Annotated in this window: 21 protein-coding genes and 1 pseudogene; 13 read left to right on the top strand and 9 right to left on the bottom strand. The window is 69.4% G+C overall.

Annotated features, from left to right (window positions below; all coding sequences use genetic code 11):
• Positions 1–10: 10 nt before the first annotated feature.
• From ACFYQ5_RS22355 to ACFYQ5_RS22335, 5 genes are all read right to left on the bottom strand, one after another.
• A complete protein-coding gene (locus ACFYQ5_RS22355) occupies positions 11–970 on the bottom strand; it encodes an LLM class flavin-dependent oxidoreductase (RefSeq protein WP_389199729.1) in 960 nt (319 codons plus the stop codon).
• Positions 971–1,084: 114 nt separating this feature from the next.
• A complete protein-coding gene (locus tag ACFYQ5_RS22350; RefSeq protein WP_389199727.1) occupies positions 1,085–2,695 on the bottom strand; it encodes an FAD-dependent oxidoreductase in 1,611 nt (536 codons plus the stop codon).
• Positions 2,696–2,707: 12 nt separating this feature from the next.
• A complete protein-coding gene (glpK, locus tag ACFYQ5_RS22345) occupies positions 2,708–4,237 on the bottom strand; it encodes a glycerol kinase GlpK (protein WP_389199725.1) in 1,530 nt (509 codons plus the stop codon).
• A 39-nt stretch (positions 4,238–4,276) separates the two neighbouring features.
• Positions 4,277–5,068, bottom strand: coding sequence for an MIP/aquaporin family protein (locus tag ACFYQ5_RS22340; protein WP_389199723.1), 792 nt, complete (start codon positions 5,066–5,068; stop codon positions 4,277–4,279).
• 261 nt (positions 5,069–5,329) lie between these two features.
• Entirely contained in the window at positions 5,330–6,094 is a 765-nt protein-coding gene (locus tag ACFYQ5_RS22335) for an IclR family transcriptional regulator (protein WP_389199721.1), read from the bottom strand.
• Positions 6,095–6,334: 240 nt separating this feature from the next.
• Between ACFYQ5_RS22335 and metH the strand changes: the two genes are divergently transcribed.
• The 3 genes from metH to ACFYQ5_RS22320 all read left to right on the top strand — a co-directional run bounded on the left by metH (position 6,335) and on the right by ACFYQ5_RS22320 (position 12,593).
• On the top strand, positions 6,335–9,847 hold the full coding sequence (gene metH / locus ACFYQ5_RS22330) for a methionine synthase (protein ID WP_389199720.1): 3,513 nt from the start codon (positions 6,335–6,337) through the stop codon (positions 9,845–9,847).
• Between the two features lie 140 nt (positions 9,848–9,987).
• Positions 9,988–10,686: an HAD family hydrolase gene (locus tag ACFYQ5_RS22325; RefSeq protein ID WP_389199718.1), complete on the top strand. Its 699-nt coding sequence runs from the start codon at positions 9,988–9,990 to the stop codon at positions 10,684–10,686.
• Positions 10,687–11,000: 314 nt separating this feature from the next.
• The gene (locus ACFYQ5_RS22320; protein ID WP_389199796.1) at positions 11,001–12,593 is read left to right on the top strand and encodes an ABC transporter substrate-binding protein; all 1,593 of its coding nucleotides are present in this window, start codon (positions 11,001–11,003) and stop codon (positions 12,591–12,593) included.
• A 76-nt stretch (positions 12,594–12,669) separates the two neighbouring features.
• Here ACFYQ5_RS22320 and ACFYQ5_RS22315 read toward each other — a convergent pair whose 3' ends face one another.
• Positions 12,670–13,341, bottom strand: coding sequence for a response regulator (locus ACFYQ5_RS22315; RefSeq protein WP_385610509.1), 672 nt, complete (start codon positions 13,339–13,341; stop codon positions 12,670–12,672).
• A gap of 37 nt (positions 13,342–13,378) precedes the next feature.
• Positions 13,379–14,224: a RecB family exonuclease gene (locus tag ACFYQ5_RS22310; protein WP_389199795.1), complete on the bottom strand. Its 846-nt coding sequence runs from the start codon at positions 14,222–14,224 to the stop codon at positions 13,379–13,381.
• Between the two features lie 172 nt (positions 14,225–14,396).
• On the opposite strand from ACFYQ5_RS22310, the gene ACFYQ5_RS22305 reads away from it, so the two are divergent.
• From ACFYQ5_RS22305 to ACFYQ5_RS22295, 3 genes are all read left to right on the top strand, one after another.
• The gene (locus ACFYQ5_RS22305; RefSeq protein WP_389199793.1) at positions 14,397–15,647 is read left to right on the top strand and encodes a site-2 protease family protein; all 1,251 of its coding nucleotides are present in this window, start codon (positions 14,397–14,399) and stop codon (positions 15,645–15,647) included.
• A 41-nt stretch (positions 15,648–15,688) separates the two neighbouring features.
• Positions 15,689–16,600, top strand: coding sequence for a tRNA (adenine-N1)-methyltransferase (locus tag ACFYQ5_RS22300; protein WP_389199716.1), 912 nt, complete (start codon positions 15,689–15,691; stop codon positions 16,598–16,600).
• A 198-nt stretch (positions 16,601–16,798) separates the two neighbouring features.
• Positions 16,799–17,395: a hypothetical protein gene (locus ACFYQ5_RS22295; RefSeq protein WP_389199715.1), complete on the top strand. Its 597-nt coding sequence runs from the start codon at positions 16,799–16,801 to the stop codon at positions 17,393–17,395.
• A 17-nt stretch (positions 17,396–17,412) separates the two neighbouring features.
• On the opposite strand, the gene ACFYQ5_RS22290 is transcribed toward ACFYQ5_RS22295, so the two are convergent.
• Positions 17,413–17,724 carry a ferredoxin gene (locus ACFYQ5_RS22290; RefSeq protein ID WP_205021794.1) on the bottom strand — a complete coding sequence of 104 codons (312 nt, stop codon included), beginning with the start codon at positions 17,722–17,724 and terminating at the stop codon, positions 17,413–17,415.
• 241 nt (positions 17,725–17,965) lie between these two features.
• Here ACFYQ5_RS22290 and arc point away from each other — a divergent pair, with 241 nt between their 5' ends.
• The 6 genes and pseudogenes from arc (at position 17,966) to prcA (ending at position 23,806) form a co-directional block, all read left to right on the top strand.
• The gene (gene arc, locus ACFYQ5_RS22285) at positions 17,966–19,732 is read left to right on the top strand and encodes a proteasome ATPase (RefSeq protein ID WP_389199713.1); all 1,767 of its coding nucleotides are present in this window, start codon (positions 17,966–17,968) and stop codon (positions 19,730–19,732) included.
• A 227-nt stretch (positions 19,733–19,959) separates the two neighbouring features.
• Positions 19,960–21,471 (top strand): depupylase/deamidase Dop, encoded by a 1,512-nt coding sequence (dop, locus tag ACFYQ5_RS22280; RefSeq protein ID WP_389199711.1) that lies wholly within the window; start codon positions 19,960–19,962, stop codon positions 21,469–21,471.
• Positions 21,472–21,591: 120 nt separating this feature from the next.
• Complete coding sequence (locus ACFYQ5_RS22275; RefSeq protein WP_359477102.1) at positions 21,592–21,810, top strand: ubiquitin-like protein Pup; 219 nt, start codon at positions 21,592–21,594, stop codon at positions 21,808–21,810.
• Between the two features lie 120 nt (positions 21,811–21,930).
• A pseudogene (locus tag ACFYQ5_RS22270) lies at positions 21,931–22,108 on the top strand (endonuclease domain-containing protein); the annotation flags it as partial.
• The gene (gene prcB, locus ACFYQ5_RS22265) at positions 22,060–22,905 is read left to right on the top strand and encodes a proteasome subunit beta (RefSeq protein WP_389199710.1); all 846 of its coding nucleotides are present in this window, start codon (positions 22,060–22,062) and stop codon (positions 22,903–22,905) included. The pseudogene ACFYQ5_RS22270 and the gene prcB, both read left to right, overlap by 49 nt.
• Positions 22,906–22,960: 55 nt before the next feature.
• The gene (prcA, locus tag ACFYQ5_RS22260) at positions 22,961–23,806 is read left to right on the top strand and encodes a proteasome subunit alpha (RefSeq protein WP_389199708.1); all 846 of its coding nucleotides are present in this window, start codon (positions 22,961–22,963) and stop codon (positions 23,804–23,806) included.
• A gap of 63 nt (positions 23,807–23,869) precedes the next feature.
• Here the strand turns inward: prcA and ACFYQ5_RS22255 are convergent, their stop codons facing one another.
• Positions 23,870–24,898, bottom strand: coding sequence for a LacI family DNA-binding transcriptional regulator (locus ACFYQ5_RS22255; RefSeq protein WP_389199706.1), 1,029 nt, complete (start codon positions 24,896–24,898; stop codon positions 23,870–23,872).
• Between the two features lie 128 nt (positions 24,899–25,026).
• Here ACFYQ5_RS22255 and ACFYQ5_RS22250 point away from each other — a divergent pair, with 128 nt between their 5' ends.
• Positions 25,027–26,286 carry an MFS transporter gene (locus tag ACFYQ5_RS22250; protein WP_389199704.1) on the top strand — a complete coding sequence of 420 codons (1,260 nt, stop codon included), beginning with the start codon at positions 25,027–25,029 and terminating at the stop codon, positions 26,284–26,286.
• The last annotated feature ends 8 nt before the right edge of the window (positions 26,287–26,294 follow it).

The following is a 26,294-nucleotide window of genomic DNA, read 5'->3' as shown; positions in this document are numbered from 1 at the left end:
AGCGTCGGATTCAGGCCAGGCCGAGGTGGCCGCGCAGGGTCCGGGCGGTGTACTCGGTGCGGAAGAGCCCGCGCCGCTGCAGGACGGGCACCAGGCCGGCGGCGATCGCGTCGAGATCGTCCGGGAGCACGGCGGGCCGCAGCCGGAACCCATCGGCGCCCCCCTCGCGGAACCACTCCTCGAGAAGGTCGGCCAGCCCCTCCGGCGTGCCGGTGAAGACCGCCGCGTCCGAGGTGAAGGGAGCGCCCGCGGCCTCGTCGAGCCGCGCCTTGCGCTCGTCGGCAGCTTCCTGGCCGGCGGCCAGCACGACGTTCAGGTCGGCGAACACGCGCAGCGAACCCGCCGGCCGTCCCGCTTCCTCCCGCAGGGTCTCCACCTCCTTCCGGATGGCGACGAGTCCGGCCGTGTCCGCGGGGGTCACGAAGACGACATCGGCATGGGCTGCGGCCAGCCGGTAGGGGACCGTGGCGTGTGCGAGCACCGCGAGCGGAGGCCTGCTCTGCACGGGGTGTACGGCGGTGCCCCAGGCCGCGGTCGCGGCGGCCAGGAACTCATCGGCCCGCGCGAACAGTTCGGCCACCCGGCGGTCTCCCTCGGGCGTCCCGAGCAGAGCCACCAGCCGGGCGTGCTCGGGATTGCTCGTCGTCGCCCGCGGCCTTACCCCCGCCCGTCCCGCGCTCAGCCGGTCGAGCGTCGCGATCCTCGTCGCCCACGTCTCGGGATCGCCCGTGGCCGGCCCCAGGGGGACGAGCCCGATCAGGTCGGTGACGGTGGCCGCGTGCGCGAGCAGCAGGGCGGAGTCGAGCCGTCCGGGCCCGTCCTCCACGGTGACGAAGTCCAGCAGTCCCGCCTCGGCGCCGCGCACCAGCGACGCGTACTCCTCGGGCGCGAACGGCCGTGCGGGTGCGGCAGGATGGGACCCGGCACCGTTGAGTGCCGCCGACAGGTGGAATCCCTCTTGTACGGTCATCCTTCCACTGTCCCCGCGTCACATTGCGCCCGTGTGGCAGCAATATGGCACGGCACGGGCGCACGCCGAAGGGGCGGCTCCCTCCGGAGCCGCCCCTTCGTTCCGTACGGACCGTCAGCGCCCGTCGGCCAGCATGTCCTCGACCTTGGCCCGGATGTCGTCCGTCGCCAGCCCGCGGATCGTCAGCGTCGTCCGGCGGCGCAGCACGTCGTCCGCCGTCTCGGCCCACTCGCGGTCCCGCGCGTACGCCACCTGCGCCCAGATCTCCGGGGCGTCGGGGTGGATGCGCTCGGCCAGCGCCTGGTTGTCGTTCGCCAGCCGCGCGATGTCGAAGGAGAGCGAGCCGTAGTGGGTCGCGAGGTGCCGGGCCGTGTCGGCGGCCATCCGCGGCCCCGGCGTACCGCCGTCGACCAGCAGCCGGTGCGCGACCGCGTTCGGGTTCGCGATACCGGGCAGAGGCACCTTCTTCGGCAGCCGCGCCATCGGCTCCATGTCCTCGGCGAGGGGGTGCCCGGGAAGCGCGGCCAGCTTGTTCATCACCGTACGGCCGATGTGGCGGAACGTCGTCCACTTGCCGCCCGCGACCGACAGCATCCCGCCGCGGCCCTCGGTGACGACCGTCTCCCGCTTCGCCTTGGACGTGCTGCCCGGACCGCCGGGCAGCACCCGCAGCCCCGCGAAGGAGTACGTGATCAGGTCGCGGGACAGCTGCTGGTCCCGGACGGAGAACGCCGCCTCGTCCAGGATCTGCGCCGTGTCCTTCTCGGTGACCGCGACATCGGCCGGATCGCCCTCGTACTCCTCGTCGGTCGTACCGAGCAGCAGCATGTCCTCCCACGGCAGGGCGAACGTGATCCGGTACTTGTCGATCGGCGTCGCCAGCGCGGCCTTCCACGGGCGGGTGCGCTTGAGGACGAGGTGCGCGCCCTTGGACAGACGGATGGACGGCGCCGCGTTCGGGTCCTCCAGCTTCCGCAGGTGGTCGACCCACGGGCCGGTGGCGTTCAGCACGAGGCGTGCGTCGACGCCGAACTCCGTACCGTCCTGACGGTCCTCGAGCTCGGCGCCGGTGACCCGGCCCTTGGTGAAGCGCAGCCCGGTCACCGCGGCGTGGTTGAGGACGACGGCGCCCGCGTCGACGGCCGCGCGGACCGTCATCAGCGCCATCCGGGCGTCGTTCATCTGGTCGTCGCCGTAGACCGCGACGGCCTTGAGGTTGTCCGTACGCAGCTCGGGTACGTCGCGCTGCGCCCGGGCCGGGCTGATCACATGGCCGACGCCGTCGCCGAACGCGGACAGCGCCGAGTAGGCGAAGACGCCCGCGCCGAGCTTGGCGGCGCCGTGCGGGCCGCCCTTGTAGACGGGCAGGTAGAAGGTGAGCGGGTTGGCCAGGTGCGGGGCGACCTGGCGGGACACCGCGCGCCGCTCGAAGTGGTTCTCCGCGACCAGCTTCACCGCGCCGGTCTGGAGGTAGCGCAGACCGCCGTGGAGCAGCTTGGAGGAGGCGGAGGAGGTGGCGCCGGCGAAGTCGCCGGCGTCCACCAGGGCCACCCGCAGTCCGGACTGCGCGGCATGCCAGGCGGTGGAGATGCCCAGGATGCCGCCGCCGATCACCAGGAGGTCGTACGTCGCCTTGGAAAGCTGCTCCCGGGTCTCGGCACGGCTCGGGAGGGAGCCGGAGGCCGGATGCGTCCCGAGGGCGGGGACGCTCTGCAGGGTGGTCATGTCGATTGCTCCTCAGCTCTCTTCGTCCTCGATCCAGCCCATGGTCCGTTCGACGGCCTTGAGCCAGCTCTTGTACTCGCGGTCACGCGTGGCCGCGTCCATGCGGGGTGTCCACTCGGCGGCACGGCGCCAGTTGGCGCGCAGTGCGTCGGTGTCCGGCCAGAAGCCGACGGCGAGACCGGCGGCGTAGGCGGCGCCGAGGCAGGTGGTCTCGGCGACCATGGGGCGCACCACGGGCGCGTCCAGGAAGTCGGAGAGCGTCTGCATCAGCAGGTTGTTGGAGGTCATGCCGCCGTCGACCTTGAGCGCGGTCAGTTCGACGCCGGAGTCCTTGGTCATGGCGTCGCTGATCTCGCGGGTCTGCCAGGCGGTGGCCTCGAGCACGGCCCGGGCGATGTGCGCCTTGGTCACGTAGCGGGTGAGACCCGCGATGACACCGCGGGCGTCGGGGCGCCAGTACGGGGCGAACAGGCCGGAGAACGCGGGCACGAAGTACGCGCCGCCGTTGTCCTCGACCGAGGAGGCCAGCGTCTCGATCTCGGCCGCGGACTTGATCAGGCCCATCTGGTCGCGCATCCACTGCACCAGCGAACCGGTGACGGCGATGGACCCTTCGAGGGCGTAGACCGGCTTGTTGTCGCCGATCTGGTAGCCGACGGTCGTCAGCAGCCCGTTGTACGAGTTCACCGGGGTGTGGCCGGTGTTCATCAGCATGAAGGTGCCGGTGCCGTACGTGGACTTGGCCTCGCCCTGGGCGAAACAGGTCTGGCCGAACAGCGCGGCCTGCTGGTCGCCGAGCGCGGAGGCCACCGGGACCCCGTCGAGGACGCCGCCCTTGGCGGTGCCGTACACCTCGGCGGAGGACCGGATCTCCGGCAGGACGGCGGACGGGATCTCCAGCGACTGGACGATCTTGTCGTCCCACTGCATCGAGTGGAGGTTCATCAGGAGGGTGCGCGAGGCGTTGGTGACGTCGGTGACGTGGACGCCGCCGTCGGTGCCGCCGGTCAGGTTCCAGATGACCCAGGAGTCCATGGTGCCGAAGAGGATGTCGCCCCGCTCGGCGCGCTCGCGCAGCCCCTCGACGTTGTCGAGCAGCCAGCGGACCTTCGGTCCGGCGAAGTACGACGCGAGCGGCAGGCCCGTCTCGCGGCGGAAGCGGTCCTGGCCGACGTTGCGGCCGAGCTCCTTGCAGAGGGCGTCGGTGCGGGTGTCCTGCCAGACGAGGGCGTTGTGGACGGGCTCACCGGTGTTCTTGTCCCAGAGCAGGGTGGTCTCGCGCTGGTTGGTGATGCCGATCGCCTTGACGTCGGCGGACGTGATGCCGGCCTTGACGATCGCCCCCGCGACGACCTCCTGGACGTTCTCCCAGATCTCGGCCGCGTTGTGCTCGACCCAGCCGGGCTTGGGGAAGATCTGCTCGTGCTCCTTCTGGTCGACGGAGACGATCCGGCCGTCCTTGTCGAAGACGATGCAGCGACTGGACGTGGTGCCCTGGTCGATGGCCGCGATGAACGGGCCGGTGGTGTGTGCGTCGGTCACGGTTGGCTCCCGGAAGTCTGTGGCGTGTGCAGATGTGGCTCAGGCGAAGGCGAGGTTGTAGAGCCCGCCGGCCAATGCGGCCCCGATGAGCGGTCCTACCACCGGTACCCAGGCGTAGCCCCAGTCCGACCCGCCCTTGTTCGGGAGTGGCAGCAACGCGTGCACGATCCGCGGACCGAGGTCGCGCACCGGGTTGATCGCGTAGCCGGTCGGGCCGCCGAGCGACAGGCCGATGCCGACGACCACCAGTGCGGTGATCAGGGCACCGAGCACGCCGAGGCCGTTGCCCTCGTCGTTGAGGCCCTGGGTGAGGATCGCAAGGACCAGTACGAAGGTGGCGATGACCTCCGTGACCACGTTCTGCACCGCGTGCCGGATCTCCGGACCCGTGGTGAAGACGCCGAGCACGGGGCCGGCCTTCGGCGCGGCCGACTGGTCGACCATGCCCTCCTCGGCCGGCTGGTCCTTCACGATCTCGGGATCCGTGAGGTGCGCGTGGAACTGTCCGTAGTAGACGGCCCAGATGAGCACGGCACCGATCATCGCGCCGAGCAGTTCGGAGGCGAGGTACAGGGGCACATCGCTCCACGCGGTGCCTCCCTGGATCGCGAGGCCGATCGTGACCGCCGGATTGAGGTGCGCGCCGGAGACTCCGGAGGCGATGTAGGCGCCCGTGAGCACGGCGAACCCCCACCCGAAGGTGATGGCCAGCCAGCCGGCGTTCTGCGCCTTGGAGCGCTTGAGCGTGACGGCGGCACAGACACCGCCGCCGAGCAGGATGAGTATGGCGGTACCGATGGTCTCGCCGATGAAGATGTCGGAGCTGGACACCCGCGACTCCTTTGTCCTTCGTCCAGGGGAAGGCGAAACACCGGGTCCCTCCGGTGGATCGCGGCCCCAGATGGGTACCTGTCGAGGACGGGCACATCACCTGTAGGGCTTGACCGGCCCTCGGCACTGTCACACCCTAACGCGTATTGCCGTTAGGTGTTCGGCAATGCCGACCGGTGAGCGGCAATGTTTCTCCCCGCCGGGTGGTGAGTCAAGAGGTCTGTGACGCGCGACTCGATCGTTACCGGGCCGCGGGGGTGCTCAGAAGCGTCCGGCACCCAGGTCCCGGGAGACGGCGCGGGCGCAGTCCCGTACGGCCGCGACGAGCTCGGGCCGCAGGCCACCGCCGACGCAGACGCGCTCCACGGCGCCCGTCACGGCCACGGCGCCGACCGGCATCCTGCGCCGGTCGTGGATGGGTGCGGCCACCGCCGCCACGCCCTCCCAGGTCTCCTCGACGTCTGCCGCCCAGCCCTGCGCCCGGATCAGGTCGAGCAGTGACTCGAACTCGTCCGCGTCCGTGACGGTGCGTGGCGTGAAGGACCGCCGTTCCACCTCGGTGGCCTCGCTGTGCGCGACCGGGTCGTAGGCGGCGAGGACCTTGCCCAGGGCGGTGGAGTGCAGCGGCTGCATGGCGCCGACCTCGAGTACCTGACGGCTGTCGTCGGGCCGGAAGACGTGGTGGACGATCAGGACCCCGCGCTGGTGCAGCACGCCCAGGTGGACGCTCTCGCCGCTGGAGCGGGCCAGGTCGTCGGTCCACACCAGCGCGCGCGCCCGCAGTTCGTGCACGTCGAGATAGCTGTTGCCGAGGCGCAGCAGCTCGGCGCCGAGCTGGTACCGGCCGGACGCGGTGTCCTGCTCGACGAAGCCCTCGTGCTGGAGGGTGCGCAGAATGCCGTGCGCGGTACCTTTGGCCAGGCCCAGCGACGACGAGATGTCGGACAGGCCGAGCCGGCGCTCGCCGCCTGCCAGCAGACGCAGCATCGCCGCTGCCCGCTCGAGCGACTGGATGTTCTTCGCCATCGCGCCGTACTCCTCCACCTCGGTTCGACAATGCTGAACACTATCGGTCGATGCCGACCTCTGTCCGGTGGCGCGAAGATTACGCGTCACTCTGTGAGGGGGGCCGTTCACCGCACAGCATGCAGTCCGCCCCGTGGGACGCGATGACCGGCCCGGCCGCCTCCCGGCTACGCTGGCCGCGTGTCCCCCTCCACAGAGGGGCGCAAAGCCGACAGCCGTCGCATCCCAGGGAGAACATCCATGGCCTCGTTGCCGACCCCCTCAGCTGACAGCCGGAACCGAGCCGCAGCGCTCCGTGAGGCGCTCGCCACCCGGGTGGTGGTGGCCGACGGTGCCATGGGCACCATGCTCCAGGCCCAGGACCCCACCCTCGAGGACTTCGAGAACCTCGAGGGCTGCAACGAGATCCTGAACGTCACCCGCCCCGACATCGTCCGTTCGGTGCACGAGGAGTACTTCGCGGTCGGCGTGGACTGCGTCGAGACGAACACCTTCGGAGCCAACGCCTCCGCCCTGGGCGAGTACGACATCCCCGGCAGGATCCACGAGCTCTCCGAGGCCGGCGCGGCCATCGCCCGCGAGGTCGCCGACCGGTTCACCGAATCCACCGGGCAGCAGCGCTGGGTGCTCGGCTCCATCGGCCCCGGCACGAAGCTGCCGACGCTGGGACACGCCCCCTACACGGTCCTGCGTGACGGTTTCCAGCAGAACGCCGAGGGCCTGATCGCCGGCGGTGCCGACGCGCTCATCATCGAGACGACGCAGGACCTCCTGCAGACCAAGGCCGCCGTGCTGGGCGCCCGGCGCGCCCTGGAGGCGATGGGCAGCGACCTCCTGGTGCTGTGCTCACTGGCCTTCGAGACGACCGGCACCATGCTGCTCGGTTCCGAGATCGGTGCCGCGCTGACCGCGCTCGAACCGCTCGGCGTCGACATGATCGGCCTGAACTGCTCGACCGGCCCCGCCGAGATGAGCGAGCACCTGCGCTACCTCACGCGCCACTCCCGCATCCCGCTGCTCTGCATGCCGAACGCCGGGCTGCCGGTGCTCACCAAGGACGGCGCGCACTTCCCGCTCGACGCGGAGGGCCTGGCCGACGCCCAGGAGACCTTCGTCCAGGAGTACGGCCTCTCGCTCGTCGGTGGTTGCTGCGGTACGACACCTGAGCACCTGCGTCAGCTCGTCGAGCGTGTCCGTGGTGCCGAGCTCACCCCTCGTGCTCCGCGTCCTGAGCCGGGTGCGGCCTCGCTCTATCAGACGGTCCCGTTCCGTCAGGACACCTCGTATCTGGCGATCGGTGAGCGGACGAACGCCAACGGGTCGAAGAAGTTCCGTGAGGCGATGCTGGGGGGCCGCTGGGACGACTGTGTGGAGATGGCCCGAGACCAGATCCGCGAGGGTGCGCACATGCTCGATCTGTGTGTCGACTATGTGGGGCGTGACGGTGTCGCCGACATGGAGGAGCTGGCGGGCCGGTTCGCCACCGCTTCCACCTTGCCGATCGTCCTCGACTCCACGGAGTTGCCCGTCCTGCGTGCCGGTCTGGAGAAGCTGGGCGGACGTGCGGTGCTGAACTCGGTCAACTACGAGGACGGCGACGGACCGGAGTCCCGTTTCGCGAAGGTCAGCGCGCTGGCCTCGGAGCACGGGGCGGCGCTGATCGCGCTGACCATCGACGAGGAGGGCCAGGCCCGCACCGTCGAGCACAAGGTCGCCGTCGCCGAGCGGCTCATCGAGGATCTCACCACGAACTGGGGGATCCATGAGGCGGACATCCTCATCGACTGTCTGACCTTCACCATCTGCACGGGCCAGGAGGAGTCCCGTAAGGACGGGATCGCGACGATCGGCGCGATCCGTGAGCTGAAGCGGCGCCACCCCGAGGTGCAGACCACCCTGGGTCTGTCCAACATCTCCTTCGGTCTGAACCCGGCCGCCCGTGTGGTCCTGAACTCCGTCTTCCTCGACGAGTGTGTGAAGGCGGGTCTGGACTCCGCGATCGTGCACGCCTCGAAGATCGTGCCGATCGCCCGGCTGGAGGAGGAGCAGGTCAAGGTTGCTCTCGACCTGATCCATGACCGCCGGGAGGAGGGGTACGACCCCCTGCAGCGGCTCATGGAGCTCTTCGAGGGCGTCAACATGAAGTCGATGAAGCAGGGCAGGGCCGAGGAGCTCCTCGCCCTGCCGCTGGACGAGCGGCTCCAGCGCCGCATCATCGACGGTGAGAAGAACGGTCTGGAGAGTGACCTCGAGGAGGCCCTGCGGACCCGCCCCGCCCTCGACATCGTCAACGACACCCTCCTGGAGGGCATGAAGGTCGTCGGCGAGCTCTTCGGCTCCGGCCAGATGCAGTTGCCCTTCGTGCTCCAGTCCGCGGAGGTCATGAAGACCGCGGTCGCCTATCTGGAGCCGCACATGGAGAAGTCGGACGCCGAGGGCAAGGGCACCATCGTGCTCGCCACCGTCCGCGGCGACGTCCACGACATCGGCAAGAACCTCGTCGACATCATCCTGTCCAACAACGGCTTCAACGTGGTCAACCTGGGCATCAAACAGCCCGTCTCCGCGATCCTGGACGCCGCCGAGGAACACCGCGCCGACGTCATCGGCATGTCGGGCCTCCTGGTGAAGTCCACCGTGATCATGAAGGAGAACCTGGAAGAGCTCAACCAGCGCAAGCTGGCGGCCGACTACCCGGTGATCCTCGGCGGCGCCGCCCTCACCCGCGCCTACGTCGAACAGGACCTCCACGAGATCTACGAGGGCGAAGTCCGCTACGCACGCGACGCGTTCGAAGGCCTGCGCCTGATGGACGCCCTCATCGCGGTCAAACGCGGCGTACCGGGCGCCACCCTCCCCGAGCTGAAGCAGCGCCGTGTGCCCAAGCGGGACACCCCGCTGATCGAGGCCGACGAGCCGGAGGAGGGCGTACGGTCCGACGTCTCGGTCACCAACCCGGTTCCCGAGCCGCCCTTCTGGGGCACCCGCGTCGTCAAGGGCATCCAGCTCAAGGAGTACGCCTCCTGGCTCGACGAAGGCGCGCTCTTCAAGGGCCAGTGGGGCCTCAAGCAGACCCGCGCCGGTGACGGACCGACCTACGAGGAGCTCGTGGAGCAGGAGGGCAGGCCGCACCTGCGCGGCTGGCTCGACAAGCTGCACACCGAGAACCTGCTGGAGGCGGCCGTCGTCTACGGCTACTTCCCCTGCGTCTCCAAGGGTGACGACCTGATCCTGCTGCACGAGGACGGCTCGGAGCGCACCCGCTTCACCTTCCCGCGCCAGCGCCGCGGCCGCCGCCTCTGCCTGGCGGACTTCTTCCGCCCCGAGGAGTCCGGCGAGACGGACGTGATCGGCCTCCAGGTCGTCACCGTCGGCTCGAAGATCGGCGGGGCGACGGCCGAGCTCTTCGAGTCGAACTCCTACCGCGACTACCTGGAGCTGCACGGGCTGTCCGTGCAGCTGGCCGAGGCGCTCGCCGAGTACTGGCACGCGCGGGTCCGCAGCGAGCTCGGCTTCGCCGGCGAGGACCCGTCCGACGTCGAGGACATGTTCGCGCTGAAGTACCGCGGGGCGCGCTTCTCCCTGGGCTACGGGGCCTGCCCCGACCTGGAGGACCGGGCGAAGATCGCCGAGCTCCTGGAGCCCGAGCGGATCGGGGTGAAGCTCTCCGAGGAGTTCCAGCTGCACCCCGAGCAGTCCACCGACGCGATCGTCATCCATCACCCGGAGGCGAAGTACTTCAACGCACGGTAAGCGACCGTTCAACGCGCGGTAATCCCCCACTCCGCGCGCCGTACGGGCACGAGTCGTAGAATGGTCGGTCCAGTGCAGGCCGGTCGCCGTTCCCACCGGGAAGGCGGCCGGCCTTCTCGTCCCTCATGGAGGTGTGCCGGATGACCAGTACGGTCCCCGCGTCCCTGACCCGCACGGCCGAAGGGTCGGCACTGCAAGCCGTCCTTCTCGACATGGACGGCACACTGGTCGACACCGAAGGATTCTGGTGGGACGTGGAGGTCGAGGTCTTCGCCGACCTCGGTCACCGGCTGGACGAGGCCTGGCGCGAGGTGGTGGTCGGCGGGCCCATGACCCGCAGCGCCGGCTACCTCATCGAGGTCACCGGTGCCGACATCTCCCTCGAGAAGCTCACCGTGCTGCTCAACGACCGGTTCGAGAAGCGCATCGGACACGGGGTGCCGCTGATGCCGGGCGCCGCCCGGCTGCTCGCCGAACTCGCGGCGCACGAGGTGCCGACCGCCCTGGTCTCCGCCTCGCACCGGCGCATCATCGACCGGGTTCTGGACTCCGTCGGCCGCCACCACTTCGCGCTCACGGTGGCGGGGGACGAGGTGACCCGTACGAAGCCCCACCCCGAGCCCTACCTCGTGGCGGCGGCGGGCTTCGGGGCGGATCCCTGGCGCTGCGCGGTCGTCGAGGACACCGCGACGGGAGTCGCCGCGGCCGAGGCGGCGGGCTGCCGCGTCGTCGCCGTGCCGTCGGTGGCGCCGATCGCGCCCGCGCACGGAAGAGCGGTCGTGTCCTCCCTGGAGCAGGTGGACCTCGCCTTCCTGCGGGGTCTGATCGCTGATGAGTGACAGCCGGTGCACGGAGGGCTCGCGCACACCGGAGAATCAGGTCCATGTCAATGTGCACCATGAGGCGCAAAGGTGTGATATTCATCACCCGGCGTGACGTGTAGGGCGCCTCCGGGTCGCCCTGGCCGCCCGTTTCATGACCCCATACGTCCGGGTTGATGGGCTCGTGTGCGAAACATTCCCGAGCGTGACATGGACAACCCGTCATCGGTGATCACCGAATGAATACGCGGCCGATCCCCACCGGTCAAGTCGAACTGCGGCGCCTACTAATCTCAGTTTTCTCACATGCCGGAATGAGGGAGAACGTCCAGATGAACCGCAAGACGCTGGTGCTGCCGGCCGTAGTGGGCCTGCTCGCGCCCGTGCTCGCCGCCTGTGGCGGGTCGGACGGCGGGGGCGATGCCATCGTGGTCGGGACGACGGACCAGTTCATCGCCTCGAAGGACAACCCGGCCCCGCTCGACCCGGCGATCGGCTACGAGGCCGGTGTCTGGAACCTGCTGCGCCAGACCGTGCAGACTCTGACCCACATACCGCGGGGCGGCGGCGAGCCGGTCCCCGAGGCTGCCGAGAGCTGCACCTTCACGGACACGGCGAACGAGAGCTACCGCTGCACGTTGCGTGACGGACTCACCTTCGCCGACGGCACCCCCGTCACCCCGGAGGACGTGAAGTACTCCATCCAGCGCGTGATCGACATCAAGGACGAGAGCGGCCCGGTCGGCCTGCTCGCCAACATCGACACGGTCGAGACCAAGGGCGAGAAGGAGATCGTCTTCCACCTGAAGACCTCGGACGCCACCTTCCCCTACAAGCTCGCCACGCCGCCCGCCGGCATCGTCCAGAAGGACAAGTACCCGGCGAAGGGGGCCCGCGAGGGCTTCCAGGTCGACGGATCCGGCCCTTACACGATGAAGCCCGAGGTCAAGGGCGACCAGCTCGTCAAGGTGGTCTTCACCAAGAACCCGAAGTACAAGGGTGATCTGAAGATCAGGAACGAGAAGGTCGAGATGGACCTCTTCCCCGACGCGGCGGCGATGGGCAAGGCGCTCGACGACAAGAAGATCGACATGATGACACGCAACATGTCACCCGAGCAGTCTCAGAAGATGCTGATGGATCCGAAGGAGGGCGTGAAGCTCACCGAGATGCCCGGCCTCGCCATCAGCTACCTCGCGTTCAACACCGAGGACCCCGTGATGAAGAACAAGGCCGTCCGCCAGGCCATGGCCCAGGTCATCGACCGCGGGTCCATCGCGAGCAAGGTGTACGGCAGCACCGCCGAGCCGCTCTACTCGCTGATCCCGTCCGGCATCACCAGCCACACCAACTCGTTCTACAACAAGTACGGTGAGCCCGACGTGGACACGGCGGCCGACCTTCTGGACAAGGCCGGCATCAGCACACCGGTGAAGTTCACGCTGCACTACACGACGGACCACTACGGCCCCGCCACCAAGGCGGAGTTCGAGGCGCTGGCCAAGCAGCTCAACGACACGAAGCTGTTCGAGGTCGACATCAAGGGAACGCCCTGGGACAAGTACCGCCCCGCCCAGAAGAAGGGCGAATACGCCGTGTACGGCATGGGCTGGTTCCCCGACTTCCCGGACCCGGACACCTACATCGCGCCGTTCCTCGACGAGAACAACTTCCTCAACTCGCCGTACACGTCGACCGAGGCACAGGGCACGCTCATCCCGCAGTCCCGCCGCGAGGCCGACCGCAGCGCCGCGACCCCGGCCTTCGAGAAGCTCCAGAACATCGTCGCCAACGACGTCCCCCTCCTGCCGGTCTGGCAGGGCAAGCAGTACGTCGCCTCGCTCGACGGTCTGACCGGTGTGGAGTGGGCCGTCACCTCCTCGGCCGACCTCCAGCTCTGGGAGCTGAGCCGCGGCGAGTCCTGACGCGGCGTCTCCCGAAAACCGGCGCGGGCCGGGGCCGACCGGCCCCGGCCCGCGCCGGTTTCGCCCTCGCCCCGTCTCACTGGGCGCCGGGACGCACCAGTCCGCTCTCGTACGCGTAGACGGCGGCCTGCACACGGTCGCGCAGGCCCAGCTTCGTCAGTACGTGGCCCACATGTGTCTTGACCGTCGTCTCGCTCACGAACAGGTCGGCGGCGATCTCCGCGTTGGACAGACCCCGTGCCACCAACTTCAGCACCTCCACCTCACGCTCGGTGAGGGTGTGCAGGGCGTCCGGGACGGGCTCCTCGCCCGAGGGAAGATGGTCGGCGTACTTGTCGAGCAGTCGACGCGTGATGCTGGGCGCGAGCATCGCCTCTCCCGCGGCCACCACCCGGATCGCCTGCACCAGCTCGTTGGCCGGCGCGTCCTTCAGCAGGAAGCCGCTGGCTCCGGCGCGCAGCGCCTCCACCACGTACTCGTCGAGATCGAACGTCGTCAGCACCAGGACCTTCGCCGGGCCGTCCCGTCCGGGGCCCGTGATCTGACGCGTGGCCTCGACCCCGTCCATCCGCGGCATCCGGATGTCCATGAGCACGACATCGGGCTGCAGGGCCCGCACCTGATCGATGGCCTGCAGGCCGTCACCCGCCTCACCGACCACCGCGAGATCGCCTTCCGCCTCCAGGATCATCCGGAAACCGGTGCGCAGCAGGGGCTGATCATCGACGAGCAGGACGCGGATAGCCACGTAATCTCCTTAAGGGCCTTCGGGAAGGGCCTTCGAGTCAAGGGCCTTCGAGGGCCACCGGTCGACCGGCCTCGGACCGGACCGGCTCCATTCTGCCCTGCACAGCCTCCACCGATTCGGCCGGGCGCACGGACAGCGGATAGACCGGGGGAGTCCCACCGAACTCGGGACAGACCGCCCGGTGATCGCACCAGCCGCACAGCTTGGTCGGCCTCGGCCGCCACTCGCCCGTCTCGGTGGCCAGCCGGATCGCCTCCCACAGCGCCAGCAGCTTCCGCTCCACCCGCTCGAGGTCGGCCGGGACGGGGTCGTACGTCAGCACGTCACCGCTGCCGAGATAGACCAGCTGGAGCCGGCGCGGCACCACGTTCTTCAGACGCCACACCACCAGGGCGTAGAACTTCATCTGGAAGAGCGCGCCCTCCGCGTACTCCGGCCGCGGGGCCTTGCCGGTCTTGTAGTCCACGATGCGGACCTCACCCGTGGGGGCGACATCGACGCGGTCGATCACCCCGCGCAGCCGCAGGCCCGAATCCAGCTCCGTCTCGACGAACAGCTCCCGCTCGGCCGGCTCCAGGCGGGTCGGGTCCTCCAGCGAGAACCACCGCTCCACGAGCCGCTCCGCCTCACCCAGCCACCCCGCCAGCCGCTCTCCCTCAGGATCCCCCTCGAACAGCTCGGTCAGCTCGGGCTTCGACTCCAGGAGCCGGTCCCACTGGCCGGGGATCAGCGCCTTGGCCTTCGGAGCCGTACGGTCCGCCGCCGGGGCGTCGAACAGACGCTCAAGCACCGCATGCACCAGCGTGCCCCGGGTAGCAGCCTCGCTGGGCTTCTCGGGCAGCTTGTCGATGACCCGGAAGCGGTACAGCAGGGGACACTGCATGAAATCGTTCGCGCGCGACGGCGACAGGGACGAGGGTGGCTGAGGCGGGCGCGGTTCGGACGTCATGTCGCAGACCCTACGGCCCGCCACTGACACCCCGCGGCATACCATCGATGACAGAGCTCGCACACACAGCATGATCGTGGCAGAAGCCACCGACCGAAGGGACCCCGTGGACGAGAGCGGCGACAGCGGGCGCCCGCAGCCCGGCGCAGGGGGTTCGGACCCCGGCACCGGACCGGACAAGGGCAAGCCGCGCCGCCCGGCAGACCCGGGCGGCGGCCTCCTCATGGGCCGGCCCTTCGGCGTGCCCGTGTACGTGGCCCCCAGTTGGTTCGTCGTCGCGGCCCTGATCACCTGGGTCTTCGGTGGCCAACTCGACCGCGTCCTGCCGGAACTCGGCGGAGCCCGCTACCTGGTCGCGCTCTTCTTCGCGATCGCCTTCTACGCGTCCGTGCTCGTGCACGAGCTCGCCCACACCGTCGCCGCCCTGCGCTACAAGCTGCCGGTGCGCCGCATCCAGCTCCAGTTCTTCGGCGGTGTCTCCGAGATCGAGAAGGAGACCGAGACCCCCGGCCGCGAGTTCGTCCTCGCCTTCGTGGGGCCCCTCCTCTCCCTCGTCCTCGGCGGCGTCTTCTACATCCCGCTCCAGTTCGTCGAAGCGGGCACCGTCCCCGGCGTACTCCTCGCCGGACTGATGATCTCCAACCTCATCGTCGCCGCTTTCAACCTGCTGCCCGGCCTGCCCCTGGACGGCGGACGCATGCTCCGAGCCGTCGTATGGAAGATCACGGGCAAGCCGATGAGCGGCACCGTCGCCGCCGCATGGGTCGGCCGGGGCCTGGCCATCACCGTCTTCGTCGGCCTCCCTCTGCTCACCCACACCGGCGCCCTCGGGAGCGCCACCGGTGAGATCAGCGGGTTCGAGACCGTCACCGACGCCCTCCTCGCGGCGATCCTCGCCGCGATCATCTGGACCGGGGCGGGGAACAGCCTGCGGACGGCCCGGCTCCGCGAACACCTCCCCGAACTGCGAGCCCGCACGCTCACCCGGCGCGCCGTGCCGGTCGAGGCCGCCACCCCGCTCTCCGAGGCGCTCCGCCGCGCCAACGAGGCGGGCGCCCGCGCCCTCGTCGTCGTCGACGGACAGGGCAGCCCGAAGGCCGTCGTCCGGGAGGCGGCCATCGTCGGGGTTCCCGAACACCGCCGCCCCTGGGTGGCCGTCAGCGGGCTTGCCCAGGACCTCACCGACGGCATGACGGTCCCCGCCGAACTGGCGGGGGAGGCCCTCCTGGACCGGCTGAAGGCCACCCCGGCCACCGAGTACCTGGTGGTCGAGGACACCGGCGAGATCTACGGCGTCCTCTCCACCGCCGACGTCGAGCGCGCCTTCATCAAGGCCATGGCCCGTCCGTCGGCCTGACGCCCGGGAAGCGGCCACCGAAATACCGGTAGGCTGGTCACATGTCCGAACCGACCGGTGCCGCCCGCCGTCGCGGCCCATTCAAAGTCGGGGACCAGGTCCAGCTCACCGACCCCAAGGGACGCCACTACACCTTCACGCTCGAGGCCGGAAAGAACTTCCACACCCACAAGGGTTCTTTCCCGCACGACGAGCTGATCGGTGCTCCCGAGGGCAGTGTTGTCCGTACCACGGGAAACGTCGCCTACCTCGCGCTGCGCCCCCTGCTCCCCGACTACGTCCTGTCCATGCCCCGCGGTGCCGCCGTGGTCTACCCGAAGGACGCGGGCCAGATCCTGGCCTTCGGTGACATCTTCCCCGGTGCGCGCGTCGTCGAAGCCGGCGTCGGCTCCGGTGCGCTCAGCACCTTCCTGCTGCGAGCCATCGGCGAGCAGGGCATGCTGCACTCCTACGAGCGCCGCGAGGACTTCGCCGAGATCGCCCAGCAGAACGTCGAGCGCTACTTCGGCTCGCCGCACCCGGCCTGGCAGCTCACCGTCGGCGACCTCCAGGACAACCTCTCGGACACCGACGTCGACCGCGTCGTCCTCGACATGCTCGCCCCGTGGGAGTGCCTCGAGGCCGTGTCCAAGGCCCTGGTGCCCGGCGGGATCCTCTGCGCGTACGTCGCGACCACGACCCAGCTCTCGCGGACCGTCGAGTCCATCCGGGAGATCGGCTGCTTCGCCGAACCGCAGCCGTGGGAGTCGATGATCCGCAACTGGCACGTGGAAGGCCTGGCCGTCCGGCCCGACCACCGGATGATCGGCCACACCGGTTTCCTCGTCACCGCCCGCCGTCTCGCGGACGGCGTCGAGCCGCCGCTGCGCCGCCGCCGCCCGTCCAAGGGCGCCTACGGCGACGACTACGACGGTCCCGGAAGCCGGAGCGGGTCCGCCGCCACCCGCGACTGACCCCGTACAACGCGCAGGCGCCGCCGCCGAGTTCCCGGACCGACCCGGGAGCCCGGCGGCGGCGCCTTTCCGTCACCCGGTACGCCCCGCCGTTCCCCTCGGGTGTGAGGTGTGGCACGATGCTGGCCACCCCCCTCCCGCCGATTTCCGTTCGGCACCGCCTATCCAGGCCTCCAGGAACCACAGGAGACATACCGCGTGCAGACCTCCGCGCTCCCGGACCTCGCGCACACCGATGCCAAGCCGGTGCACTGGCTCGCCACGGCCACGGCGATGGCAGCCGTCGTCGCACTCGCGGGACTGCTCCAGCCCGACGCGGCCACCGCCACCGCCTCGGCGTCCGAGCACCGCGTCACCACGCAGCAGGGCAGCGCCCCCACGATGACGGCGCCCGACCCGGCCGAGGTCGCCTTCCCGCTCGACTGCGGCGGCGCCGGGTGGACCGTGGCCGACAGCGCCCCCGGAGACCTCGACGGAGACGGCGGGCCCGAGACCGTGGCCGTCGTCCGCTGCGCAGCTGGCTCCGGCACCCCGCCCAGCGGCATCTACGTCGTGACGCAGCCGAGCGGGGCCGCACCCCGGGTCGTGGCGACCCTGCTGGACCCCGCTCAGAAACGTGCCGTCACCGACTTCACCGTCCGCGACGGCCGGGTCTCGGCGACCCTGCTCGGCTACTCCTCGGCCGACGTACCGCGCTGCTGCCCCGACGAGCTGGAGAGCGCCACCTGGCAGTGGAAGGGCAACGCGTTCATCAGGTCCGCCGGCCCCGCCGGGAGCACCGCACGGGGCGTCTGAGCCCGGTTGCGCCGCGTCTACTCCGCGTCCGGCCCGAAGACTTCCACGTTGTCCGAAACGCGACGTACATGAATGCAGTCGCCCGGGCACTCCTTGGCCGAATCCACCACGTCCTGGAGAAGGGGCAGGGGCACCGGTGTGGTGGCGCCCTTGTCCTGGAGAAGCTCGTCCTCGTCGCTCTTCACGTAGGCCAGGCCGTCGATGTCCAGCTCGAACACCTCGGGCGCGTACTGCACGCAGATGCCGTCGCCCGTACAGAGGTCCTGGTCGATCCAGACCTCGAGGTCCTGCGTGTCACGGTCGCCCGGAGCGTCCTGCTGCACGGTCATGTGTCCTGCCGTTCCCTGCGTATCTGCACCAATTGAAGCCAGCCCTGACGGGTGTTGAACACTTCGACGATACAACCGGCTGCTTTCCGATGGCGAAGGGTGGGTATTCCCTTGGCGTGAGGGAGAGCGCAAGGGTGAAGATCGGACACACCCCCGGGTCTTTGTGATCTAGGGGTTTCAATCATCACCCACCCAGGTAGGGTCAGGAAGCGTCCAGCTCCCCTTGGAGGAGGTGAGGACCGTGGCAGCCCACGACGACGACATCAACCGCGGCATCCGGCCCGGGCGGGGGTCAGAAGACCCAGCCGGCCAGGTTGCCTATCTCGAGCAGGAAATCGCCGTCCTGCGACGTAAGCTCGCCGACTCTCCGCGTCATACGAGAATTCTCGAAGAGCGGATCGTCGAGTTGCAGACCAGCCTGTCAGGTGTGTCCGCGCAGAACGAGCGGCTCGCCGGCACACTCCGGGAGGCCCGCGACCAGATCGTGGCCCTCAAGGAGGAGGTCGACCGGCTCGCGCAGCCGCCGGCCGGCTTCGGTGTCTTCCTGCAGGCCAACGAGGACGACACCTGCGACATCTTCACCGGGGGCCGCAAGCTCCGGGTGAACGTCAGCCCCAGCGTCGAGCTCGAGGGCCTCCGGCGAGGCCAGGAAGTCATGCTCAACGAAGCGCTCAACGTGGTCGAGGCCATGGAATTCGAGCGGGCCGGGGACATCGTCACCCTCAAGGAGATCCTTGAGGACGGCGAGCGCGCCCTGGTGGTCGGGCATACCGACGAGGAGCGGGTGGTGAGGCTGGCCGAGCCCCTGCTGGACATCACCATCCGTCCCGGCGACGCCCTCCTGCTCGAACCCAGGTCCGGCTACGTCTACGAAGTGGTCCCCAAGAGCGAGGTCGAGGAGCTCGTTCTCGAAGAGGTCCCGGACATCGACTACAACAAGATCGGCGGCCTGGGCGACCAGATCGAACTGATCCGCGACGCGGTCGAGCTCCCGTACCTCCACCCGGACCTCTTCAAGGAGCACGAACTGCGTCCGCCGAAGGGCATCCTGCTCTACGGCCCTCCGGGCTGCGGCAAGACACTCATTGCCAAGGCCGTCGCCAACTCGCTGGCCAAGAAGGTCGCCGAGGTCACCGGACAGCCCGCGGGGAAGAGCTACTTCCTCAATATCAAGGGCCCCGAGCTCCTCAACAAGTACGTCGGTGAGACCGAGCGGCACATCCGCCTCGTCTTCCAGCGTGCCCGGGAGAAGGCGAGCGAGGGTACCCCCGTCATCGTCTTCTTCGACGAGATGGAATCCCTCTTCCGCACCCGTGGTTCCGGTGTCAGCTCGGACGTGGAGAACACCATCGTCCCCCAGCTGCTCGCCGAGATCGACGGTGTGGAGGGCCTGGAGAACGTCATCGTCATCGGTGCCTCCAACCGTGAGGACATGATCGACCCCGCCATCCTGCGGCCCGGCCGTCTCGATGTGAAGATCAAGATCGAGCGTCCGGACGCGGAGGCGGCGAAGGACATCTTCGCGAAGTACCTCACGCCCTCGCTGCCGCTGCACTCGGACGATCTGGCCGAGCACACCGGCTCGAGGGAGGCAGCCGCCCACGCGATGATCCAGTCCGTCGTGGAGCGGATGTACACGGAATCCGAGGAGAACCGCTTCCTCGAGGTCACCTACGCGAACGGCGACAAGGAAGTCCTGTACTTCAAGGACTTCAACTCCGGAGCGATGATTCAGAACATCGTCGACCGGGCAAAGAAAATGGCCATCAAGGCATTCCTCGAGCAGGGCCAGAAGGGCCTGCGCGTCTCCCATCTCCTCCAGGCGTGCGTGGACGAGTTCAAGGAGAACGAGGACCTGCCCAACACCACCAACCCGGACGACTGGGCCAGGATTTCCGGAAAGAAGGGCGAGCGGATCGTGTTCATCCGCACGCTCGTCACCGGAAAGCAGGGCGCAGACACCGGTCGTTCCATCGACACGGTGGCAAATACCGGACAGTACCTGTAAAACGAAGACCGGCTGCGGATACCCGGAAGGGCATCCGCAGCCGGCCGTTTTCCCGGCAGCTCCGGCCGTACCCGAACAATGACGTAATTGATCTCCCCACCGGCGCAGAGGCGCTCTAGGCTCTGTCGTACCGCCGAGTCGCGCAGTGCGGGGACGGGCACCGCGGACCAGCAGCGGTACTTGAGCGCCGCTCCCGGACGGGAGCGACGCCGGGCAAGGAGGGCCGCATGACCGTACGGCGAGTGATGGGCATCGAGACGGAGTACGGGATCTCCGTCCCCGGTCAACCCAACGCCAATGCCATGCTCACCTCGTCCCAGATCGTCAACGCCTACGCGGCGGCGATGCACCGGGCGCGCCGCGCCCGCTGGGACTTCGAGGAGGAGAACCCGCTGCGCGACGCGCGAGGCTTCGACCTCGCCCGTGAGACCGCGGACTCCAGCCAGCTCACCGACGAGGACATCGGCCTGGCCAATGTCATCCTCACCAACGGTGCGCGGTTGTACGTCGACCACGCGCACCCCGAGTACAGCTCGCCGGAGATCACCAATCCGCTGGACGCGGTGCTCTGGGACAAGGCCGGCGAGCGTGTGATGGCGGAGGCCGCCGAGCGGGCCGCCGCGATCCCCGGCGCCCAGCCGATCCACCTCTACAAGAACAACACCGACAACAAGGGCGCGTCCTACGGCACGCACGAGAACTACCTGATGAAGCGGGAGACCCCCTTCTCGGACATCGTGCGCCATCTGACGCCGTTCTTCGTCTCCCGCCAGGTCGTCACCGGCGCCGGACGGGTCGGCATCGGCCAGGACGGCCATGAGCACGGATTCCAGATCAGCCAGCGCGCCGACTACTTCGAGGTCGAGGTCGGCCTCGAGACCACGCTCAAGCGCCCCATCATCAACACCCGCGACGAGCCGCACTCCGACGCCGAGAAGTACCGCAGACTGCACGTGATCATCGGCGACGCCAACCTTTCCGAGATCTCGACCTATCTCAAGCTCGGCACCACCTCACTGGTCCTGGCCATGATCGAGGACGGCTTCATCAACGTCGACCTGGCGGTCGACCAGCCGGTGCGCACGCTCCACCAGGTCTCGCACGACCCGACCCTGAAGCAACTGGTCACACTCCGTAGCGGCCGGACACTCACCGCGGTGCAGCTCCAGATGGAGTACTTCGAACTGGGCCGCAAGTACGTCGAGGAGCGGTACGGGGCCGACGCCGACGAACAGACCAAGGATGTCCTGGCCCGCTGGGAGGACACCCTGAACCGCCTGGAGAACGATCCGATGAGCCTGTCGGGCGAGCTGGACTGGATCGCCAAGCGGGAGCTCATGGAGGGCTACCGGCGCCGGGACGGCCTGGACTGGGACGCCCCCCGGCTGCATCTGGTGGACCTCCAGTACGCCGACGTGCGGGCGGACAAGGGCCTGTACAACCGACTGGCGGCCCGCGGGAAGATCAAGCGGCTGCTCGACGAGAGCGACGTCGTGCGGGCCCGCACCAAGCCTCCCGAGGACACCAGGGCCTATTTCCGGGGCCGCTGCCTGGAGCAGTACGCGGACGACGTCGCCGCCGCCTCCTGGGACTCGGTCATCTTCGATCTGCCCGATCGTGACTCGCTGCAACGGGTGCCCACGATGGAACCGCTGCGGGGTACACGTGCGCACGTCAAGGAGCTCCTGGACCGCTGCCGCACAGCGGAAGAGCTGGTCCGGACGCTTACGGGGGGCTGAAAGGCCCTCCCGCTGGGAATCAATCAGATGACCTCCGGACGTTGAGGAAAGTACCGGGCCAATGTCGGACCCCGTAGGTAGGGTCTGATCAAGTGCTTCGAACCGAGCGGGGTGAGCTATATGGCGACCAAGGACACCGGCGGCGGACAGCAGAAGGCGACACGTTCCACCGAGACGACCGAGGAGCAGGCGCAGGACGCGCAGGCGTCCGAGGACCTCAAGGAACGGCAGGAGAAGCTCAGCGACGACGTCGACGACGTCCTCGACGAGATCGACGACGTACTCGAGTCCAACGCTGAGGACTTCGTTCGTTCGTTCGTGCAAAAGGGCGGCGAGTAACAGCCGGAGACCCGGTCCGGACCGCTCGCCGACGAGCTCGCACCGTCGGCCGGCGCCTTCCGTGGGATGCCCCCGCTCGCACCGGGGCATTCCACGGAAGCACTTCTCCGGACCCACGATCATGTTGATCACCGTCACGGGGCGGGTAGGGTCCGTGGCGTACTGCTTCAACTGCAATTCGGCCAGTGGCAAGTTGGGGGATGATCCTGACTCCTTGCGCAGGGCCATCGCATACCTGGAGGGAAACGCGTGGAAGCCAACACTCGTAGCACCGGGCGTCTACCAGCTGCCTTCCTGACGCCGGGTTCGTCCTCGTTCATGGACTTCCTGTCCGACCACTCACCCGAGATCCTTCCCGGAAACCGCAGCCTGCCGCCGATGCAGGGCGCCATCGAGGCGCCGCACGGCACGACCATCGTCGCGGCCTCGTTCCCCGGTGGAGTGGTCCTGGCCGGTGACCGGCGGGCGACCATGGGGAACATGATCGCGCAGCGCGACATCGAGAAGGTGTTCCCGGCCGACGAGTACTCCGCGGTGGGCATCGCCGGCACGGCGGGTCTCGCCGTGGAGATGGTCAAGCTGTTCCAGCTGGAGCTGGAGCACTTCGAGAAGGTCGAGGGCGCCACGCTCTCCCTGGAGGGCAAGGCCAACCGGCTCTCCACGATGATCCGCAGCAATCTGGCGATGGCCATGCAGGGCCTGGCGGTCGTCCCGCTGTTCGCCGGGTACGACGTCGACCGTGAGAAGGGCCGGATCTTCTCCTACGACGTCACCGGGGGACGTTCCGAGGAACACGGCTACGCGGCCACCGGCTCCGGCTCCGTCTTCGCGCGCGGGTCGATGAAGAAGCTGTTCCGCGACGACCTGACGGAGGAGCAGACACTCACCCTGGTCGTGCAGGCGCTGTACGACGCGGCCGACGACGACTCGGCGACCGGTGGCCCGGACGTGGCCCGCCGGATCTATCCGATCGTCACCGTCATCACCGACGAGGGCTTCCGCAAGCTGAACGACACGGAATCCGCGGAGATCGCGCGCGCGATCCTGGAGCGCCGGCTCGAGCAGCCCGACGGCCCCCGCGCCGCGCTGCTCTGACCGGCCCGATGCTTCTCCGATGCACTCGTCACTGACAGAAAGGGACGGATAGCCGGTGTCGACGCCGTTCTATGTCTCACCTCAGCAGGCCATGGCCGACCGGGCGGAATACGCCCGGAAGGGCATCGCCCGTGGTCGCAGCCTGGTTGTGCTGCAGTACGCCGACGGCATTGTGTTCGTCGGCGAGAACCCGTCCCGCGCGCTGCACAAGTTCAGCGAGATCTACGACCGGATCGGCTTCGCCGCCGCCGGCAAGTACAACGAGTACGAGAACCTCCGCATCGGCGGGGTCCGCTACGCCGATCTGCGGGGATACACCTACGACCGCGACGACGTGACGGCCCGTGGGCTGGCCAACGTCTACGCGCAGACGCTCGGCACCATCTTCTCCAGCGCGGCCGAGAAGCCGTACGAGGTGGAGCTGGTGGTCGCCGAGGTCGGCGCCGGGCCCGAGGGCGACCAGATCTACCGGCTGCCGCACGACGGTTCCATCGTGGACGAGCACGGCTCGGTCGCGGTCGGCGGGAACGCCGAGCAGATCAGCAACTTCCTGGACCAGCGCCACCGCGACGGGATGTCGCTCGCCGAGGCGCTGAAGCTGGCCGTGCAGGCACTGTCCCGCGAGGCCAACGGCAACGAGCGGGAGATCCCCGCCGAGCGGCTCGAGGTCGCGGTCCTGGACCGCACGCGGCCGCAGCAGCGCAAGTTCAAGCGGATCATCGGCCGACAGCTGACCAGGCTGCTAAACGCCGACGGTGCCGGGGCGACCCCGACGGACGCTCCGTCCGACACGGAGGAGCCCGAAGGCGGCGACGCGCCGGCCGCCGCCACAGGTGACGACGCTCCCGCGAAGAGCACCGACGGTCCGGACGAGGCTTCGGGTGAGGCCACGAAGGAGTAGTCGGGCCGGAAGTCCTCCGGACCGAGCCCTCCGGCCGCCGTACGCGGCGGCCGGAGCGCTTTGTCACATGGTGGCCGCCGGTGCGGTGGAGCCCCGCACCACCAGGTGGACGGGGAGATCGCCGTGCTCCGCGGGGCGGCCCTCCAGGACGTCCAGCAGCGCCCTCATGCCCCGTTCGCCCACCTGCTCGGCCGGGAGGCGCACCGTGGTGAGTTCCGGTTCCACCGCCGTGGCGAGCGCCAGGTCGTCGAAGCCGGTCACGGAGATGTCGTCGGGCACCCGCAGCCCCCTTCTGCGCACCGCCTTGCAGGCGCCGGCGGCCAGGATGTCGTCGTCACAGACGATGGCCGTGGGCAAGGGGCCGGGGGACGTCAGGACCCTCTCGGCCGCCTCGCGTCCGGCCCGTACGTCCAGGGGGGCGGTCACGGTACGCAGGACGGCGCCGGGCACCTCCCGCACGGCTTCCCGCAGCGCCTGGGCGCGCACCGTGAAGGTCCAGGTGTCCACGGCGGACGCGACGTGCAGGATCCGGCGGTGGCCGAGGCCCAGCAGATGGCCGGTCACCTGACGCATGCCGTCCGCGATGTCGAGATTCACGTGCGCCGCCGCGCCGTGGCCCTCCGGGTCGCTGTCCAGCATCACCAGCGGCAGGTCCGCGCCCCGCAGCGCCCCCAGAGCCTCCGTCGCCATCGACGAGGCGATCACCCCGTCGAGCGCCGCGCGGGCCGAGGCGAACGGATCCCTGGCGGGACCCGTGCCCTCGGGGGACGGGTAGAGGACCACGCCGAAGTCGTGCTCGGCGGCGACGGCCGCGGCACCGGTGTACACCCGGGCGAAGAACTCGTTGGTGAGTGCGGGGACGACGAGCAGGGCGGTGCGGGTGAGGCCCAGCCGGAGACTGCGGGCGGCGAGATTCGGCCGGTAGCCGAGGTCCCGGGCGTGGTCGCGGACCCGCTCGGCGGTCGTCGCCGAGACCCGGCCCCGCCATTTGTCTCCGAGTACGAGCGAGACGGTGGCCTGCGAGACGCCCGCCGCCCGTGCCACGTCACGGCTGGTGGGCCGAGGTGGGGCGGGCTGCCGCGCGGTGCTCACTCGTGCCTCCGTGCTGGTCCGGTCGGATGCGGTGGGATGGACTCCCGATTGCCCACATGGTACGTATGAACGCCGACGTTATACGTAAAACTCCGGGGTCGTGACACCGCCGGGGGAGAGGGGCTGACATGGCCGCGGGATATCTGGACATCCTCCGGGCACGGCACGCCGTCAGGCTGCTGGCGGGGACACTGGTGGGACGGCTGCCGAACGGCACCGCCCACATCGCGATCGTCCTGTTCACCCGTGCGGAGGGCGGCAGCTACACCCTGGCAGGCGCCCTGGCGGCCGCGTACGGCCTCGCCACAGCGGTGGGACAGCCCCTGCTCGGCCGGGCCGTGGACCTGTACGGCCAGCCGCGCGTCCAGCTTCCCGCAGCGGTCGTCTCCGCGCTGGGCATGGCCGCGCTCGCCCTGACGGGCCTCGGCTCGCTCCCGGCCGCGTACGCGGCGGTCGTCGTCGCCGGCCTGTTCACGCCCCCGCTGGAGGGTGGCCTGCGCGCCCTCTGGCCGACGGTCCTCGGCCGGGAGGACCGGGTGCACCGGGCATACGCCATGGACGCGGTGGCCCAGGAGATCATGTTCACCGTGGGGCCGCTCCTCGTGACGGTCCTGGTGTCGCTCTGGTCGCCGGCCGCGGCCCTCCTGGTCATCAACGCCGTCGGGGTCCTGGGGGCGCTGTCCGTCGTCCTGTCCGAGCCCTCCAGGGCATGGCGCTCGGCGCCCCGTGAGGCGCACTGGCTCGGCGCCCTGCGCTCGCCGGGGCTGCTCGCCCTGCTGGGCGCCTTCTTCTTCGTCGGGGTGGCGCTCGGCTCGATCACGGTGGCCGGTGTCGCGTACGCCGACGACCACGGCCGGGAATCCGTGTACGGCTGGCTGATGGCCGCGCTCGGTCTCGGCGCGCTGATCGGCGGAGCGGTGTACGGGGCGCGGCAGTGGGCCGGCGAACCCGAGCGCAGGCTGCGGGTCATCGTCGCGCTGCTGGCCCTGGGCTACCTGCCGCTGACGCTGACGCCCGGTGTGCCCGCCATGACCGCGCTGGCGGCGCTCGCCGGGGTGTTCCTGGCCCCGGCGATCGCCTGCTCGTTCATCGTCGTGGACCGGCACGCGCCGCGGGGCACGGTGACCGAGGCGTTCTCCTGGCTCGTGACGACCTTCGGGGTGGGTGCGGCGGCCGGAACAGCGGTGGCCGGCCCGGCCGTGGAGATCGGCGGGACGGCGTGGAGTTTCGCCGTCGCCGGGGCCGGTGGAGTGGCCGCGCTGCTGGTCCTGCTGGCCACCGGGAGGGTCCTCGCAGCTCCCGGGCATACGCCCGCAGTTGTGGCCGGTTCGGAAAATGATCGAAACGGTGCTGCCGAACCCGGTTTCAGCTCAGGCCATAAGGCGTAATGTTCAGT

It is taken from the genome of Streptomyces sp. NPDC005794 (assembly GCF_042871445.1).
Taxonomy (GTDB): domain Bacteria; phylum Actinomycetota; class Actinomycetes; order Streptomycetales; family Streptomycetaceae; genus Streptomyces.
This window is presented reverse-complemented; position numbering and strand designations above follow the sequence as displayed.